This window comes from Streptomyces coeruleorubidus, assembly GCF_028885415.1.
Taxonomy (GTDB): domain Bacteria; phylum Actinomycetota; class Actinomycetes; order Streptomycetales; family Streptomycetaceae; genus Streptomyces; species Streptomyces coeruleorubidus_A.
In genome coordinates, this window is the sequence record NZ_CP118527.1 from 1096405 (window position 1) to 1112375 (window position 15971).

The 15971-nt window shown below is 71.3% G+C and carries 17 protein-coding genes; 8 read left to right on the plus strand and 9 right to left on the minus strand.

Annotation, left to right across the window (positions count from 1 at the left end):
- The first annotated feature begins 5 nt into the window (after positions 1 to 5).
- Complete coding sequence (locus PV963_RS05150; RefSeq protein ID WP_274814353.1) at positions 6 to 743, plus strand: maleylpyruvate isomerase family mycothiol-dependent enzyme; 738 nt, start codon at positions 6 to 8, stop codon at positions 741 to 743.
- Between the two features lie 6 nt (positions 744 to 749).
- On the opposite strand, the gene PV963_RS05155 is transcribed toward PV963_RS05150, so the two are convergent.
- Positions 750 to 1145, minus strand: a complete 396-nt coding sequence (locus PV963_RS05155; protein ID WP_274814354.1) for a MarR family winged helix-turn-helix transcriptional regulator — start codon at positions 1143 to 1145, stop codon at positions 750 to 752.
- Between the two features lie 86 nt (positions 1146 to 1231).
- Between PV963_RS05155 and PV963_RS05160 the strand changes: the two genes are divergently transcribed.
- Together PV963_RS05160 and PV963_RS05165 are read left to right on the plus strand one after the other, a co-directional pair.
- Entirely contained in the window at positions 1232 to 2713 is a 1482-nt protein-coding gene (locus PV963_RS05160; protein WP_274814355.1) for an MFS transporter, read from the plus strand.
- A gap of 198 nt (positions 2714 to 2911) precedes the next feature.
- On the plus strand, positions 2912 to 4159 hold the full coding sequence (locus PV963_RS05165; protein ID WP_274814356.1) for an ABC transporter substrate-binding protein: 1248 nt from the start codon (positions 2912 to 2914) through the stop codon (positions 4157 to 4159).
- 22 nt (positions 4160 to 4181) lie between these two features.
- On the opposite strand, the gene PV963_RS05170 is transcribed toward PV963_RS05165, so the two are convergent.
- The 4 genes from PV963_RS05170 to PV963_RS05185 are packed head-to-tail and all read right to left on the minus strand — an operon-like array spanning position 4182 to position 7811.
- Positions 4182 to 4922 carry an ABC transporter ATP-binding protein gene (locus tag PV963_RS05170; RefSeq protein ID WP_274814357.1) on the minus strand — a complete coding sequence of 247 codons (741 nt, stop codon included), beginning with the start codon at positions 4920 to 4922 and terminating at the stop codon, positions 4182 to 4184.
- Between the two features lie 2 nt (positions 4923 to 4924).
- On the minus strand, positions 4925 to 5821 hold the full coding sequence (locus PV963_RS05175) for an ABC transporter ATP-binding protein (protein WP_274814358.1): 897 nt from the start codon (positions 5819 to 5821) through the stop codon (positions 4925 to 4927).
- Positions 5811 to 6803 carry a branched-chain amino acid ABC transporter permease gene (locus PV963_RS05180; RefSeq protein ID WP_274814359.1) on the minus strand — a complete coding sequence of 331 codons (993 nt, stop codon included), beginning with the start codon at positions 6801 to 6803 and terminating at the stop codon, positions 5811 to 5813. The genes PV963_RS05175 and PV963_RS05180 overlap by 11 nt, the downstream gene beginning before the upstream one ends.
- 12 nt (positions 6804 to 6815) lie before the next feature.
- Complete coding sequence (locus PV963_RS05185; protein ID WP_274814360.1) at positions 6816 to 7811, minus strand: branched-chain amino acid ABC transporter permease; 996 nt, start codon at positions 7809 to 7811, stop codon at positions 6816 to 6818.
- A gap of 112 nt (positions 7812 to 7923) precedes the next feature.
- On the opposite strand from PV963_RS05185, the gene PV963_RS05190 reads away from it, so the two are divergent.
- Positions 7924 to 8874, plus strand: coding sequence for a class I SAM-dependent methyltransferase (locus PV963_RS05190; RefSeq protein ID WP_274814361.1), 951 nt, complete (start codon positions 7924 to 7926; stop codon positions 8872 to 8874).
- A gap of 8 nt (positions 8875 to 8882) precedes the next feature.
- Entirely contained in the window at positions 8883 to 9167 is a 285-nt protein-coding gene (locus PV963_RS05195; protein ID WP_274814362.1) for a DUF6332 family protein, read from the plus strand.
- On the opposite strand, the gene PV963_RS05200 is transcribed toward PV963_RS05195, so the two are convergent.
- The 3 genes from PV963_RS05200 to PV963_RS05210 form a co-directional block, all read right to left on the minus strand.
- Positions 9128 to 9793, minus strand: a complete 666-nt coding sequence (locus PV963_RS05200; RefSeq protein ID WP_274814363.1) for a response regulator — start codon at positions 9791 to 9793, stop codon at positions 9128 to 9130. The genes PV963_RS05195 and PV963_RS05200 overlap by 40 nt on opposite strands.
- Entirely contained in the window at positions 9790 to 11025 is a 1236-nt protein-coding gene (locus tag PV963_RS05205; protein ID WP_274814364.1) for a sensor histidine kinase, read from the minus strand. The genes PV963_RS05200 and PV963_RS05205 overlap by 4 nt, the downstream gene beginning before the upstream one ends.
- An 85-nt stretch (positions 11026 to 11110) precedes the next feature.
- Complete coding sequence (locus PV963_RS05210) at positions 11111 to 11836, minus strand: TetR/AcrR family transcriptional regulator (protein ID WP_274814365.1); 726 nt, start codon at positions 11834 to 11836, stop codon at positions 11111 to 11113.
- Between the two features lie 189 nt (positions 11837 to 12025).
- Between PV963_RS05210 and PV963_RS05215 the strand changes: the two genes are divergently transcribed.
- Positions 12026 to 12475 carry a nitroreductase family deazaflavin-dependent oxidoreductase gene (locus PV963_RS05215; protein ID WP_274814366.1) on the plus strand — a complete coding sequence of 150 codons (450 nt, stop codon included), beginning with the start codon at positions 12026 to 12028 and terminating at the stop codon, positions 12473 to 12475.
- Here the strand turns inward: PV963_RS05215 and PV963_RS05220 are convergent.
- A complete protein-coding gene (locus PV963_RS05220; RefSeq protein WP_274814367.1) occupies positions 12459 to 13703 on the minus strand; it encodes a geranylgeranyl reductase family protein in 1245 nt (414 codons plus the stop codon). The two genes, PV963_RS05215 and PV963_RS05220, sit on opposite strands and share 17 nt — an antisense overlap.
- Before the next feature lie 134 nt (positions 13704 to 13837).
- Here PV963_RS05220 and PV963_RS05225 point away from each other — a divergent pair, with 134 nt between their 5' ends.
- Both PV963_RS05225 and PV963_RS05230 read left to right on the plus strand, forming a co-directional pair.
- Positions 13838 to 15193, plus strand: a complete 1356-nt coding sequence (locus PV963_RS05225) for a dipeptidase (protein WP_274814368.1) — start codon at positions 13838 to 13840, stop codon at positions 15191 to 15193.
- A gap of 60 nt (positions 15194 to 15253) precedes the next feature.
- Positions 15254 to 15964, plus strand: coding sequence for an MBL fold metallo-hydrolase (locus PV963_RS05230; RefSeq protein ID WP_274814369.1), 711 nt, complete (start codon positions 15254 to 15256; stop codon positions 15962 to 15964).
- Positions 15965 to 15971 lie beyond the last annotated feature (7 nt).

The window sequence follows — 15971 nt, forward strand, 5'->3', positions numbered from 1 at the left end:
GCGCCATGGAGACCCCCGAGTTCCTTCAGGCGCTGGAGACAGAGGGCCGATTGCTGGCCGCGGCCGCCGAGGAGGCCGGGACGAGCGCGAAGGTGCCGACGTGCCCTCAGTGGCAGGTGCGTGATCTGCTGCGGCACACGGGCGCGGTGCACCGCTGGGCCGCGTCGTACGTCGCCGAGCGGCACACCGAGCGCCGTCCGCTGGGTGAGGCCCCGGACCTCGACGGCGCGGAGCTCGTGGCCTGGTACCGCGACAGCCACCGCCACCTCGTCGGCACGCTGGCCGACGCCTCACCCGATGTGGAGTGCTGGTTCTTCCTGCCCGCGCCGTCCCCGCTGGCCTTCTGGACCCGGCGGCAGGCGCACGAGACGGCGGTGCACCGGGTCGACGCGGAGTCCGCGCGCGGCGGCGGCATCACCCCCGTCACCCCCGTCACCCCCGACTTCGCCACCGACGGCATCGACGAACTGCTGCGCGGCTTCCACGCCCGCTCCAGAAGCCGGGTGCGCACGGACGAGCCGCGCGTCCTGCGGGTGCGCACGGACGACACCGACGCCGCGTGGACCGTACGGCTGTCGTCCGAGCCGCCCGTGACCACGCGAGGCGTCTCCGGGGACGCCGAGTGCGAACTGTCCGGTCCGGCCGAGAAGTTGTACCTGGGGCTGTGGAACCGGGCTCCCCTGCCGTCGGTCACGGGCGACCAGGCGCTCGCCGAGCTGTGGCGGGAGACATCAGGGATCTGACGGCGTTCAGCCGTCCGCCAGCATCCGCGCCAGCACCGCACGCTGCACGGGCAGCACGTCACCGTGCAGCGTGCGCCCCTTCGCCGTGAGGGCGACGCGTACACCCCGCCGGTCCTCCGGACACATGCGGCGCTCGACGAGCCCCTCCTTCTCCAGCCGGGCGATCAGCCGCGACAGCGCGCTCTGACTCAGATGGACCCGCTCGGAGATCTCCTGGACGCGGTACGAGGGAGTGCCCTTCGCCGCCCGGCACCCGGCGAGGACGTCGAGCACCTCGAAGTCGCTGGCGCACAGGCCGTGGTCGTGCAGAACCCGGTCGAGTTCACACTGTGTTCGCGCGTGCAGCGCCAGAATGTCCCGCCACTGTTCCACGAGCGCCTGCTCGGCCTGCTTCGCCGCCATGCGCGGCACCGTAGCAGAGTGCGAAATTTGTTGCACCTGAATTAAATGCGTTTGCATCTCATGCATGCGCATGTAGTGTCTCGGCCATGACCTCTCCGCTCACCTCCCCCACGTCCGACGGACGTTGGACTCCCCGGCTCTGGGGCACCCTGCTGGTGCTCTGCGCCGCGATGTTCCTGGACGCCCTGGACGTGTCCATGGTCGGCGTCGCGCTGCCCTCCATCGGTGCCGACCTCGGCCTGTCGACCTCGGCGCTGCAATGGATCGTCAGCGGCTACATCCTGGGCTACGGCGGACTGCTGCTCCTCGGCGGACGCGCCGCCGACCTGCTGGGCCGGCGCCAGGTCTTCCTGGTGGCGCTGGGCGTCTTCGCGCTGGCCTCACTGCTCGGCGGTCTCGTCGACTCGGGGCCGCTGCTCATCGCCAGCCGCTTCGTCAAGGGCCTGAGCGCGGCCTTCACGGCCCCCGCCGGCCTGTCGATCATCACCACGACGTTCCCCGAAGGCCCGTTGCGCAACCGCGCCCTGGCCATCTACACCACCTGCGGCGCCACCGGCTACTCGATGGGCCTGGTCTTCTCCGGCCTGCTCACTCAGGCCAGTTGGCGGCTCACGATGCTCCTGCCCGCTCCCATCGCGCTGATCGCCCTGCTCGTGGGCCTGAAGCTGCTGCCGCGCAGTGAGCGCGAACGCGGCCAGGGCGGCTACGACATCCCCGGCGCGATCCTCGGCACCTCATCGATGCTGCTGCTCGTCTTCACCGTCGTCGAGGCGCCCGAGGTGGGCTGGGGATCGGCCCGGACCATCCTGTCCTTCGCCGCCGTCGCCGTCCTGCTGGCGGCCTTCGTCACCGTCGAGCGGCGCAGCCCCAGCCCGCTGATCCGGCTCGGCGTGCTGCGCTCGGGGCCGCAAGTACGGGCCCAGCTGGGCGCGTTGACGTTCGTCGGCAGCTACATCGGCTTCCAGTTCCTGGTGACCCTGTACATGCAGCAGTTGCTCGGCTGGTCGGCGCTGCACACGGCCCTGGCCTTCCTGCCGGCGGGCGCGCTGGTGGCGCTGTCCGCGACGAAGGTGGGGGCCGTCATCGACCGGTTCGGCACGGCCCGGCTGATGGTGCTGGGCTTCGCCCTGATGGTGACCGGCTACGTGCTGTTCCTGCGCATCGACCTCAATCCGGTCTACGCGGTGGTGATCCTGCCGACGATGCTGCTGGTCGGCTCCGGCTTCGCGCTGACCTTCCCCTCTCTCAACGTCCAGGCCACCAACGGCGTCGACGAGCACGAGCAGGGCATGGTCTCCGGGCTGCTCAACACCTCGGTCCAGGTGGGCGGCGCGATCTTCCTCGCCGTGGTGACGGCGGTGGTGACCGCGAACTCCCCCGAGCAGGGCAACGCCTCCCCGCAGGCCGTCCTCGACAGCTACCGGCCCGGACTGGTGGTCGTGACGCTCGTCGCCCTCGTCGGCCTGCTGATCACCCTCACGGGCCTGCGCACCCGGCGGGAGCAGCCCTCCGTCGTGGTCGCCAAGTCCACCCCGAAGGAGACGGAGCGCGTCGCCGTACGCGACTAGGGAGCGCATCCCGTGGTGACCCCGACGCCCTGCGTGACCTGCGAAGGGAGCGCAGGGCTGGAGAGAAAACGACAACAAACCAAAAAAGTGTACGCTTCATCCTTTTCCGGATTTCAAATGAGTTCTACCCTCAGGTACAGATGGCGGGCGGATGGCCGGCCAGTCGACCACCGCCGCCTGTAAAGAGCGGAGGCGGAGATGAAAGCGTCGATACGGCGGTCCGCGATCTTCGCAAGCGCGGCTGCTCTTGTGATAGCCGTCTGTGGCACGACGGGCACTGCCCAGGCCGAGCCGGGCGATGGTGAGCTCCAGTTCGGCTACGTCCTGCCGGAGACGGGACAGCTGGCCTACCTCGGCCCACCCCAGATCGAGTCGTTGAAGTTCGCGATAGAGAAGATCAACGACGCCGGCGGGGTCCTGGGCAAGTCCGTGCCCACTGTGGTCTCCAGTGACGAGGCGGGCCAGGAGGCCGTTGCCGCACAGTCGGCGGACCGGGTCCTCGCGGCAGGCGTGGACGCGATCATCGGCGCCGCGGCTTCCGGCATGTCGCTGTCGTTCATCGACCGGGTGACAGGAGCGGGCGTCGTGCAGTGTTCGGGGTCGAACACCGCTCCTACCTTCACCGACTACGAGGACGACGGCTTCTACTTCCGTACCGTCCCGAGCGACGCCTTGCAGGGACCCATCCTGGCGGATGTCGTCCGCGACGACGGCCACAACCGGGTGGCCCTGGTCGCACGGGCGGACGACTACGGGCGCGGCCTGATGGAGTCCACCCGGGAGTCGCTGGAGGAGCGCGGTGCGACGGTGACGCTGGCCGAGACCTACGACCCGAAGGCGACCAACTTCGACCAGGTCGCCCAGCAGATCGAGAACTCCAGGCCGGACGCCGCCGTGGTGATCGCCTTCGAGGAAGGCACCCAGATCCTGCAGGGCATGATCGAGTCCGGACTCGGGCCCGACCGGATCGGCGTCTACGGCGCCGACGGACTGCGCAGCGAGGAACTGCCCTCGCTGGTCGCCCCGGGCCAGCCCGAGAGGCTCTCCGGGATGAAGGGGACCGCGCCGGCGTCGGCGGAGAACGCACAGTACGTGAAGGACCTCAAGGAATTCGCGCCGAAGCTGAAGGAGCTGCAGTTCGCACCGCAGGTGTTCGACTGCGTGACGACGATCGCGCTCGCCGCCGAGAAGGCGGAGTCCGACGATCCCGGCGAGTACGTGAAGGAGATGAACGGGATCACCAAGGACGGCGAGAAGTGCAACTCGTTCGCCGCCTGCAAGGAGCTGCTCGCCGACGGCAGGGACATCGACTACGACGGTGTGAGCGGTCCGCTCAACTTCACCGACAAGGGCGAACCCGGCCAGGCGACGATCGAGGTGTACGGCTACGACGACAAGGGAGCGTTGCAGACCCTGCGTACCGAGACCAGCAGGGCCGAGGAGTGACCGGGAGGACCGACAGCGGGAGTCAACGGACGCGGGCGAGCGTGCCGAGGTAGAGCTCGATCACCTTCTCGTCGTGCAGCAGGGCCGTACCCGTGCCGGTGTACGCGTTGCGGCCCTGGTCCAGGACGTAACCGCGGTCGCAGAGCTGCAGGCACCTGCGGGCGTTCTGCTCGACCATGAGCACGGCGACGCCCGCGCTGTTGATCATTCTGCACCGGTCGAAGACGTGGTCCTGATGGAGCGGTGACAGGCCGGCCGACGGCTCGTCGAGCAGCAGCAGCTGCGGCTCCATCATCAGGGCGCGGGCCATCGCGAGCATCTGGCGTTCGCCGCCGGACATCGCGCCGGCCTTCTGCTTGCGGCGGTCGGCCAGCACGGGGAAGAGCTCCTCGACCGCCACGACCCGCCGCGTGTGGTCCTTGGGCCGCAGATACACGCCCATCCGCAGGTTCTCCTCGACGGTCAGCGTGGGAAACACGTTCTGCAGCTGCGGTACGTAGCCCACGCCCCGCCGGACCAGCTCGTGCGCGGGCCGGCCGGTCACGTCCTCTCCGCGCAGCCGCACGGTCCCGCCGCGCACCCGCAGCAGCCCGAAGACGGCCTTGATCAGCGTCGACTTGCCGGCACCGTTGGGGCCGATCACGCCGACCACCTCGCCCGGACGCACCTCGACGCTGCATCCGCGCAGCACATCGACACCGGGGACGTAACCGGCGACGATGTCGTCGGCCGCCAGCACCGGTGCCTGCTCCTCGGCGGACATCGCTACTCCTCCCTGCCCTTCTCCTCGCCCCTCGCCTCGCCCTTCTCCTCGGTCGCCTCCGGCTCGTCGTGCCGCTTGCCCAGGTAGGCGTCCACGACGGCGGTGTTCCGGCCGATCGTGTGCGGTGGGCCCTCGGCCACCAGGCGGCCGTCGGCCATGACGGCCACCCAGTCGCTGATGCCCATCACCACGTCCATGTCGTGCTCGACGAAGCACACCGTGAGCCCCTCGTCCCGCAACTGCGTGATGTGTCCGAGCAGCGACTGGGTCAGCGCGGGGTTCACCCCGGCCATCGGCTCGTCGAGCAGGAGCATGACCGGCCGGACCATGAGCGCGCGGGCCAGTTCCAGCAGCTTGCGCTGACCGCCGGAGAGCGTGCCGGCATGGTCGTCGCGCAGGGGCCCGAGCCGGAACCGGTCCAGCAGTTCGTCGGCCCGGCGCTCGGACTCCCGCTCCTGCCCGCGCCACAGGGGTCGCAGCAGCGCGGGCAGCGCCCGCTCGCCGAGTTGCCCGGGCGCGGCGAGCAGCATGTTCTCCAGCACGGTGAGCCGGGCGAGCGTCCTGGTGAGCTGGAACGTACGGACCATGCCGCGCCGCGCCACCCGGTGCGCCGGGGAGCCGGCGAGCGGCTGTCCGTCGAACGACCACCGGCCGTCGTCGGCCCGGTCGAAGCCGCTCACCACGTTGAACAACGTGGTCTTGCCGGCTCCGTTCGGCCCGATGAGCGCCGTGATGGCCCCGCGCTGCACCTCCAGGTGCTCGACCCGCACGGCGACCAGGCCGCCGAAGGTACGGGTCACCTGGTCCAGGACCAGCAGGGGATCGGGCTTGCGCACCCCCGGCTCGGGATCGATCGCGGAGAGCCGGCCGGTGCTGGATGCGTGGGTGTCAGCGGCCACTGAGCAGCATCTCCTTCCGGCTGCCGAGGATGCCCTGCGGCCGGAACGCGACCAGCAGGATCAGGGCGACTCCGACCAGGGCGAAGCGCACCGCGCCGACCTCCGAGGTGCTGATGAGGTCCGGAGAGATGTACTCGGCGTCGATGGCCTGGCGGAGCGCGCTGTCGAGGAAGCTGAGGACGAACCAGAACAGGATCGCGCCGACGACCGGCCCGAGGATGCGCCCGGCGCCTCCGAGGACGAGCAGCGTGTACAGGAAGAACGTGACGCCCGGATCGTAGTTGTCCGGGTTCACGGACTGCACCTGGATCGCCTGCACCATGCCCGCGACCGCCCCGATGACGCCGCCGAGCACGAGGCTCTGCATCTTGTACGCGTAGACGTTCTTGCCGAGGCTGCGCGCGGCGACCTCGTCCTCACGGATCGACCGGATGACACGGCCCCAGGGGCTGTGGATCAGCAGGGCCAGCAGACCCCCGACCACGAGCACCAGCGCCCAACCGACGATCATCACCCAGAGGTCGCGGGAGCTGAACCTCACGAGCCACACACCGTAGGTGCCGGGGTCGATGGGGCTGAGCGCGTAGAAGTCGTTCGCGAACCTCTGCAGCCCGAACACCCCACCGGTGACCGGCTCGGCCCAGCTGGAGCGGTAGAACAGCCGTAGCGTCTCCCCCGCCGCGATCGTGGTGATGGCGAGGTAGTCGGCGCGCAGGCGCAGGGTGGGCAGGCCGAGGAGCAGTGCCAGCACGATCGCGCAGGCGATTCCGCCCAGGACGCCGAGCCACATCGGGCCGTCGTACGTCGACACCGTGATGGCGAGTCCGTAGCCGCCGACCAGCATGAATCCGACCTGGCCGAAGTTGAGCAGCCCCGTGTAACCGAAGTGCAGGTTCAGTCCCATCGCGGCGAGCGCGTAGACGGCGGCGATGGGGCCGATTCCCGAGCGCAGGGCGTCGGAGACGATGGCCGAGAAGTCCATGGCGCACACCCCTCACCCGACGCGTTCGGCCCGGCCGAGGATGCCCTGCGGCCGGACGAGGAGGACGAGGATGAGCACGAGCAGCGCCCAGGCGTACTGCAGGTCGACCGGGAACCACAGTGTGGACATCTGGGCGACGACGCCGATGACGAGGCTGCCGACCATCGCACCGTAGGCGGAGCCGAGGCCGCCCAGGATGATCCCCGCGAACATGAGCAGCAGGAGCTTGAAGCCCATGTCCCAGGTGACGATCTCGACCAGGCCGAAGAAGACCCCGCCGAGCGCGGCCAGCCCGCCGCCGAGCATCCACACGAACAGCACCACCCGCTGCACGTCGATGCCCGACGCCTCCGCGAGGTCACGGTTGGCGGAGACGGCCCGCACGGCCGTGCCGATCCGCGTCTTCTGCAGGAGCGCGGCGACGCCGAGCAGCACCAGCACGGCGAGCAGGGTGACGGTGAGGTCCCTTGGGGTGATGCCGGCCGGCCCCAGGTCGATCGTGCTCTGGATGTCGTACTGCGCGTAGGAGGCGGGCCGCGTTCCGTACAGCACGAGGACGACGTGGCGCAGCAGCAGCGAGAGCCCGATGGTGACGATGAACATGTTGATCAGCCCGGTGCCCCGGGCCCGCAGCGGGCGCCAGATGCCGCGATCTACGGCCCCGCCCAGCAGGGCGCCGAAGACCACCGCGGCCAGGGCGGCGGGGATCAGGTGCCAGCCCGGACCGGCCGCGGAGACGTTGAGGAAGAACGCGAAGGTGGCGCCGATCGTCACGAACTCGCCGTGCGCGAAGTTGATCAGGTGGATGGTGCCGAAGATCAGCGAGAGCCCGACCGATGTGATCGCGATGATCACTCCGAACTGGATTCCGTCGATGAGCGCCTGCAGAGCGCGCGCGGCGAATGTGGGGCCGCGCGGGACTTCCTCACCCTGCGCCCGCGCCGAGAGCGCGGGCACCACCACGAGGACCAGGGCGAGGGCCGGTACGAGCATCCGCTGATAGCGCACGACGGTTCCGGTATGTCACGAACATCCCTTATGGGCTCAGTGTAAGCGCAGGTCCGGGCGGTGACACGGGCAGTGGTCGGTGCGGGTGCCCACGGAAAGCGGAGGATGCGGGATGGGTGACAGCGGAGACCTCGCGAGTGCCTACAACGACGACAGTGTGCTCTTCCGGGTACTGCGGCACCTCGGCTGGGACAGCCTGGCCAACATCGGCTACTTCACGCTGCCCACCCTGCCGGTCGCGGCCCTGGCCGGGCCGGTGCCCTTTCAGCGCCGTCTGGCTCGCCGGTCGCTGGGGTTGCTGGACGCCCGGCCCGGACAGCTCGTCCTGGATGCCGGATGCGGTCGCGGCGACACCACCGCGCGGTTGGGCGCCGCGGGATGCCGGGCGCTGGGGGTGGACATCCAGCCCGCGCAGATCGACCAGGCGCGTCGCCGCTTCGGCGGCTGTTCCGGCACGCGTTTCGCCGTCGCCGACGCCACGGCTCTGCCGCAGCGGGCAGCGGGGATCCCGCTGGCGGATGGTTCGTTCGATCGAGTGCACTGCCTGGAGGCCGCCTTCCACTTCGGCCATGAGGGCCGCAGGTCGTTCCTGAGCGAAAGCTTCCGACTGCTGCGCCCAGGAGGCCGGCTCGTCCTCGTGGATGTCACTTCCCGCACGGATCAGCCGATCGCGGCCCTCGACCCGAACGGCCTCGTGCGCGGGACCTGGCGCTTCGACGACATCGAACCGTACGAGCGGTACCCGCTGATGGCTTCCGCCGCCGGCTTCACCACACGCCGGATCCTCGACTGGACGACTCCCGTACTCCACAGGGCAGCCCAGCTCTGTGCCCTGTTCGTCGGCACCGCGTCCACCCGGGCCGGCCGACAGGCCCTGTGCGTGCGGTGGCCCGGCCTGAGAACACTCGACGCACAGGACTGGGACGAGGTCATCACGGTCGTCCGGGCTCACCGGGCCATCGGGCGCGTCACTCGCTACACGGCGTACGTCCTCGACAAACCCGCAGACGGCGTCGCAGCGCGCGCGGCGGGACGCTTGCCCAGCGGGCGCCCTGCTGTTTGACTCGCCGTATGACCAGTCACGGGGGACGGCGCACGCAGGCCGAACGGGACGCGATCACCGTCGAGATCGGGTACGCGCTGTGCAGCGCGGCCTTCGCGGCGGCGGTCGTCTTCGGGGCCGTGGCCGGGCCCGCGCTGCTCTTCGACCTCCCGGGCACGCCGGAGAGTCTGCTGCTGCGCACCGGGCTGCTGCTCGCACCCGTCCTCTTCGCCGCCCGGGTCGTCAGTGTGCTGGTCCGGTTCCGCTCGGCTGGTCAGCCCAGCCAGCCCGGCCGCACCAGCCCCGACTCGTAGGCGAGGACGACCAGTTGGGCCCGGTCGCGGGCGCCCAGCTTCACCATCGTGCGGCTGACGTGGGTCTTCGCGGTGAGCGGGCTGACGACCAGGCGGCGGGCGATCTCCTCGTTGGACAGGCCGATGCCGACCAGGGCCATCACCTCCCGCTCCCGCTCCGTGAGCCGGGCCAGCGCGTCGGCCGCCGCCGGTTCCTTGGAGCGGGCCGCGAACTCGGCGATCAGACGGCGCGTCACCCCCGGCGAGAGCAGCGCGTCGCCCGCGACCACCGCCCGTACGGCGCGCAGGAGTTCGTCCGGCTCGGTGTCCTTGACCAGGAAGCCGGAGGCGCCCGAGCGGATCGCCTCGAAGACGTACTCGTCGAGCTCGAAGGTGGTGAGCATGACCACCTTGACGTCCCCGAGGTCCGGGTCCTCGGTGACCCGGCGGGTCGCGACCAGGCCGTCGAGCACGGGCATGCGGATGTCCATCAGGACGACGTCGGGCCGCAGTTCGCGGATCACGCGCACCGCCTCCTCCCCGTCGGCGGCCTCCGCGGCCACCTCGATGTCGGGCTGCGCGTCGAGCAGCGCCCGGAACCCGGCCCGGACCAGTGACTGGTCGTCGGCGAGCAGTACGCGGATCACCGGTCCTCCTCGACCTCGGCGGAAGCCGTCAGCGGCAGTACGGCGAGCACCCGGAAACCGCCGTCCGGACGGGGCCCCGCCTCGATGGTGCCACCCAGCGCGGCGGCCCGCTCCCGCATCCCCGCCAGCCCGTTGCCGCTGCCACCGGCGTCGGCGCCGGTCGCGGGCCCGTCGTCGTCGACACGCAGCCGCAGCACGTCCGAGTCGTGCGCGAGGTGCACGCGCGCGTGCCGCGAACCCGAGTGGCGTACGACGTTGGTCAGGGCCTCCTGGACGATGCGGAAGGCGGCGAGGTCCGTGCCGGGCGCGAGGCGCGGCGGCTCGCTCTCGACGTCGACGGTCAGGCCCGCGCTCGCCGCCTGCTCCACCAGCTCGGGCAGCCGGTCCAGCCCGGGCGCGGGGGCGCGCGGCGCGTCACCGGGCGCCCGCAGCGTGTCGAGCACCTGGCGCACCTCGCCGAGCGCCTCCTTGCTCTGGGCCTTGATGGTGGTGAGCGCCGTACGGGCCTGCTCGGGATCGGAGTCGAGGAGCGCGAGGCCGACACCCGCCTGCACGTTGATGACGGAGATGCTGTGGGCCAGGACGTCGTGCAGTTCCCGGGCGATCCGCAGCCGCTCCTCGTCGGCCCGTCGCCGCGCGGCCTCGGCACGCTCGGCCCGCTCGCGGACCCATTGCACGCGGCGGATCCGGAACAGTTCCGACACCGCCGCGATCGCCACGACCCAGGTGGCGACCACCAGTTCCTCGCCCCAGGAGGCGGCGGAGTCCCCCGACGGCGGCAGCCACTGGTAGAGCCAGTGCGCCACCAGGACGTGCCCCGCCCAGAGCGTTCCCATCGCCGCCCACGCCGCCCAGCGATGCCCGGCGACGATCGCGCTGAAGCACGCCAGGGCGACGGTGAGGAGCACCGGGCCGTACGGATACCCGGCCCCCAGGTAGAGCATGACGGCACCCGCCGTGCCGAAGACCACGGCCACCGGGTACCGCTTGCGCCACAGCAGCAGCGCCCCTGCCACCAGCAGGAGCACCCGTGCGAAGGGGTCCAGGGCCGCGCGCTCGCCCTCCTGGCCGTGAGCGGCGAAGTTCGAGCCGACCAGGACGAAGCCCGTGACGACGACGGTGGACCGCCAGGGCCACCGGGGCGCGCGCTCCCCCTCCCCCACACGGTCCCACCACACGGGCCCGTGCCGCCACCACTGCGGCGGCCCGCCCCGCACACGCTGCTCGTCCATACCGGCCACGCTAGACGCCGCCCGTCCGCAGCGGCGTCACCCAGGCGCGGTGATCACACGTACTCCCGGGGAAGTACGCCGCCCGTCAGGACGCCGGCTTCTCGGCAGCGGGTCCGTGCTGCGGATACACCAGCCCCACCCCGTGGGCGAGTTGCCCCGCAGCGTGCCGGAAGAACGTCTCCCGGTCCTCCACCACCCGGTGGAATTGACCGAACAGCTCGAAGCCGACCAGCCCGAACAACTGGGCCCAGGCCGCGACGAGGGCCGTCACCGTCTCGGGCGGGAGGTCCGGCGCGAGGTCGGCGGCCATCCGCTCGGCCTCCGGGCGCAGGTCGGCCGGCAGCGAGGGCCTGGCCAGGCCGAGGCCGCGGTAGGCGTCGCGCACGATGCCGAAGAACAGCAGACCGACGCGGGCAGCGGCCGGGACCGTGGTGTCGGGGGCGGTGTAGCCGGGCACGGGCGATCCGTAGATGAGGGCGTACTCGTGCGGATGGCCGAGCGCCCAGCGCCGCACCGCCTCGCACACCGTGATCCAGCGTTGCAGGGGGCCGGAGCCGGCGGCTGCCTCGTGGGCGGCCTCGGCGGCCTCGCCGAGGGAGTCGTAGGCGTCGATGATGAGGGCGGTCAGCAGGTCGTCACGGCTGGGGAAGTAGCGGTACAGCGCGGAGGAGACCATGCCGAGCTCGCGGGCGACGGCCCGCAGCGAGAGCCTGGCGGCGCCCTCGGCCGCGAGCTGTCTGCGGGCCTCGTCCTTGATGGCCGCGGTGACTTCGATCCTGGCCCGGGCACGGGCGCCGTGTGCGGTGCTCATGCGGGGCAGTGTGCCATGGAAGTGGAGCAGTGCACACAAACGAGAGCGGCGCACATAAACGAGAGCGGCGACAAAAAAGGAGAGCAGTGCTCTTGCTTTGGAGCACCGGTCTCGGGCAGACTTGCGGCAACGAGCGAGAGCAGTGCTCACAAACGAGGGCACTGCTCCCACACCCAACAGGGGGACCCCATGTCCACGCACGTCCGCAAGCCCGGCTGGTTCACGGTCAAAGTCTTCAACCGGCTCGTCACCTGGCTGACCCGCCGCGGCATCAGCGTCTGGGGCTCCCGCGTCCTCGCCGTCCGCGGCCGCAAGAGCGGCCAGTGGCGCACCACCCCGGTCAACGTACTGACGCTGGACGGCCGGCAGTACCTGGTCGCGCCCCGCGGCCACGTCCAGTGGACGCACAACATGCGCGCTGCGGGCGGCGGCGAACTGCATCTCGGCAAGCGCGTGGACACCTTCACCGCGACCGAAGTGGCCGACGACGACAAGACCCCGGTCCTGCGCGCCTACCTCAAGCGCTGGAAGGCGGAGGTCGGCGTCTTCTTCAACGGAGTCGGCCCCGACTCCCCGGACGACCAGCTGCGCCGCATCGCCCCCGACCACCCGGTCTTCGAGATCACTGTGACGGGCTGACCTCGTCGCCCGTCGCGGCGGGACGGCGGTCCAGCGCGGTCAGGGCCCGCTGGGCCACCGGGTACGTACGGACGATCTCGCCCAGCGACGTCGAGCCCTGCGTGATCTCCTTGAACGCCTTCCAGGCCGGGCGGAGGCTCGTCAGCGCCGCGTGGAACAGTCCGGGGCGGCGCTCGAACACGGTCAGCAGCCGCTTGCCGACGCTCATCTCCACGCCGAGCCCGGCCTTGACCGCGAACGCGTAGTTGAGGGCCTGGCGACGGGTGTCCACGGCGTCGTGCGCCTCGGCGATCCGCACCGCCCACTCCCCCGCGAGCCGCCCGGACCGCAGCGCGAAGGAGATGCCCTCGCGGGTCCACGGCTCCAGCAGCCCCGCCGCGTCACCGCACACCAGCACCCGTCCGCGCGAGAGCGGCGAGTCGTCGGCCCGGCAGCGGGTCAAGTGCCCGGAGGAGATGCTCGGTTCGAAGCCGGCGAGACCGAGCCGCCCGACGAACTCCTCCAAGTACCGCTTCGTCGCGGCGCCTTCGCCACGCGCCGAGATCACCCCGACCGTCAGGGTGCCGCCCTTGGGGAAGACCCAGCCGTAACTGCCGGGCATGGGGCCCCAGTCGATGAGCACCCGCCCCTTCCAGTCCTCGGCGACGGTCTCCGGCACCGGGATCTCCACCTCCAGGCCGAGGTCCACCTGGTCGACCTTGACCCCGACATGCGCCCCTATGCGGCTGGCGCTGCCGTCCGCGCCGACCACCGCCCGAGCGAGCAGGACCTCGCCGCCCTGGAGGATCACGGCGACCGTGCGCCGGTCGGGCACCGCCGAGCCGTGCTGCTCGACCCGCTGGACCGTGACACCGGTCCGCAGCTCGGCGCCCGCCTTCTGCGCGTGCTCGACGAGCTGCTGGTCGAACTCGGGCCGGTTGATCAGCCCGAACAGCATCTGCTTGGACCGGCGGGTACGCGTGAAGCGGCCGTTGTTCGAGAACGTCACCGCGTGCACCCGGTCCCTGAGCGGCAGCTCGAAGCCGGGCGGGAGCGCGTCGCGCGAGGGGCCGATGATGCCGCCGCCGCACGTCTTGTACCGCGGCAGCTCCGCCTTCTCCAGCAACAGCACGCGTCTCCCGGCGACCGCCGCCGCGTACGCGGCCGAAGCGCCCGCGGGTCCCGCGCCCACCACGACGACGTCCCACACTCGCTGCACGTCGTCCGCCGAAGAGTTCTCGCTGCTCACGATGGTCTACTGCTCCCGATCAAGCCGCCTGCCCCTGCTGTCTCCCGCATCCTACGGCCGACCTGGCCGAAGGCCGCTGTGGGAGGATCTACGGCACTCACCGCTACAACGTCGCACCCACAAGGAGCGTGCCCATGTCGTCGAATCCGGTCGCCGAGACCGTCGCCTCGCTGATGCCCAGGGCGAAGGAAGAGCTCACCGAACTGGTGGCCTTCCGGTCGGTGGCGGACTTCGACCAGTTCCCGAGGAGCGAGAGCGAGGGCGCCGCCCGCTGGGTCGCGGACGCGCTCGCCGCCGAGGGCTTCCAGGACGTGGCCCTGCTCGACACCCCCGACGGCACGCAGTCGGTCTACGGCTACCTGCCCGGCCCCGAGGGCGCGAAGACCGTCCTGCTGTACGCCCACTACGACGTGCAGCCGCCGCTGGACGAGGCCGGCTGGGCGACCCCGCCGTTCGAACTGACCGAGCGGGACGGACGCTGGTATGGGCGCGGAGCCGCCGACTGCAAGGGCGGTGTCATCATGCACCTGCTGGCGCTGCGCGCGCTGAAGGCGAACGGCGGCGTCCCGGTCCACGTCAAGGTGATCGCGGAGGGCTCGGAGGAGCAGGGCACGGGCGGCCTGGAGCGGTACGCGGAGGAGCACCCGGACCTGCTGGAGTCCGACACGATCGTCATCGGCGACGCGGGCAACTTCCGGGTCGGACTGCCGACCGTCACGTCCACCCTGCGCGGTATGACTCTCGTCCGCGTGCGGATCGACACGCTCGCCGGCAACCTGCACTCGGGCCAGTTCGGCGGCGCCGCGCCCGACGCGCTGGCCGCCCTGATCCGGGTCCTGGACTCGCTGCGCGCCGAGGACGGTTCGACGACCGTCGACGGACTCACCGGGGACACGGCCTGGGAGGGGCTCCAGTACGACGAGGAGCGGTTCCGGCAGGACGCCAAGGTGCTGGACGGCGTGGAGCTGATCGGCTCCGGGACGGTCGCCGACCGTATCTGGGCGCGCCCGGCCGTGACGGTCCTCGGCATCGACTGTCCGCCCGTCGTCGGCGCCACCCCGTCCGTGCAGGCGAGCGCCCGGGCGCTGATCAGCCTGCGGGTGCCGCCGGGCGTGGACGCGGCCGAGGCGACCAAGCTGCTCCAGGCGCACCTGGAGGCGCACACGCCGTGGGGCGCGCGGGTGAGCACCGAGCAGATCGGCCAGGGCCAGGCCTTCCGCGCCGACACCACCAGCCCGGCGTACCAGGCCATGGCGGACGCGATGGCGGTGGCGTATCCGGGGCAGGAGATGCAGTACGCGGGGCAGGGCGGTTCCATCCCGCTGTGCAACACGCTCGCCGCGCTGTATCCGCGTGCGGAGATCCTGCTCATCGGGCTGAGCGAGCCGGAGGCCCAGATCCACGCGGTGAACGAGAGCGTGTCGCCCGAGGAGCTGGAGCGGCTGTCGGTGGCGGAGGCGCTGTTCCTGCGCAACTACGCGGCGAGCTGACCGCTCTGCCCGCAGCAAAGGCCCTCGTCCACGGACGGGGGCCTTGCCTACGGTCGTCCCATGGACGTCATCGAACTCCTCCCCCGCCTCCACTTACTGCGCTTCCCCGTCGGCCAGGCCTACCTGTGGCGCGACGGCGACGACCGCGGCGAGCTGACGCTGATCGACGCCGGCCCGGCGGGCTACGGCGCCCCGATCGCCGAGGCGGTGACCGCGCTCGGGCGGGATCCGCGGGACGTACGGCGGATCGTGCTCACCCACTTCCACGAGGACCACGTGGGCGGGGCGGGCGAGTTCGCCGCGCTCGGCGGTGCCGAGGTGCTGGTCCACCGGCTGGACGCGCCCGTAGTACGGGGCGAGGTCCCCGGCCCCCCGCCGGTGATCGAGGACTGGGAGCGACCGCTGTACGAGCAGGCGGCGAAGCTCCTGCCCGAGGGTGACTTCGTCCGGCCGGCGCAGGTCACGGAGCTGGCCGGCGGCGAGATCCTGGACTGGGGCGGCGGGGCGCACGTCGTCCACGTGCCGGGGCACACGCACGGCAGCATCGCGCTCCATCTCCCGGAGCACGGGGTGCTGTTCACGGGGGACACGGTCGCGGCGTCACCCGTGGACGGCTCGGTGATACCGGGCGTGTTCAACCTCGACCGCTCCCAGGTACTGGCCGCCTGCCGGCGGCTGGCGGAGCTGGACCCGGACGTGGCCTGCTTCGGCCACGGGGATCCGGTGACGCGGAGGGCGGCCGGGGCGCTGCGGGCCATGGCGTACGCGTGACCCGGCG

Excerpts from the sequence above, each read along its gene's own strand:
- PV963_RS05150 (WP_274814353.1), top strand. The coding sequence starts at position 6 with ATGGAGACCCCCGAGTTCCTTCAGGCGCTGGAGACAGAGGGCCGATTG.
- PV963_RS05155 (WP_274814354.1), bottom strand. The coding sequence starts at position 1,145 with ATGGCGGCGAAGCAGGCCGAGCAGGCGCTCGTGGAACAGTGGCGGGAC.
- PV963_RS05160 (WP_274814355.1), top strand. The coding sequence starts at position 1,232 with ATGACCTCTCCGCTCACCTCCCCCACGTCCGACGGACGTTGGACTCCC.
- PV963_RS05165 (WP_274814356.1), top strand. The coding sequence starts at position 2,912 with ATGAAAGCGTCGATACGGCGGTCCGCGATCTTCGCAAGCGCGGCTGCT.
- PV963_RS05170 (WP_274814357.1), bottom strand. The coding sequence starts at position 4,922 with ATGTCCGCCGAGGAGCAGGCACCGGTGCTGGCGGCCGACGACATCGTC.
- PV963_RS05180 (WP_274814359.1), bottom strand. The coding sequence starts at position 6,803 with ATGGACTTCTCGGCCATCGTCTCCGACGCCCTGCGCTCGGGAATCGGC.
- PV963_RS05190 (WP_274814361.1), top strand. The coding sequence starts at position 7,924 with ATGGGTGACAGCGGAGACCTCGCGAGTGCCTACAACGACGACAGTGTG.
- PV963_RS05195 (WP_274814362.1), top strand. The coding sequence starts at position 8,883 with ATGACCAGTCACGGGGGACGGCGCACGCAGGCCGAACGGGACGCGATC.
- PV963_RS05205 (WP_274814364.1), bottom strand. The coding sequence starts at position 11,025 with ATGGACGAGCAGCGTGTGCGGGGCGGGCCGCCGCAGTGGTGGCGGCAC.
- PV963_RS05210 (WP_274814365.1), bottom strand. The coding sequence starts at position 11,836 with ATGAGCACCGCACACGGCGCCCGTGCCCGGGCCAGGATCGAAGTCACC.
- PV963_RS05215 (WP_274814366.1), top strand. The coding sequence starts at position 12,026 with ATGTCCACGCACGTCCGCAAGCCCGGCTGGTTCACGGTCAAAGTCTTC.
- PV963_RS05225 (WP_274814368.1), top strand. The coding sequence starts at position 13,838 with ATGTCGTCGAATCCGGTCGCCGAGACCGTCGCCTCGCTGATGCCCAGG.
- PV963_RS05230 (WP_274814369.1), top strand. The coding sequence starts at position 15,254 with ATGGACGTCATCGAACTCCTCCCCCGCCTCCACTTACTGCGCTTCCCC.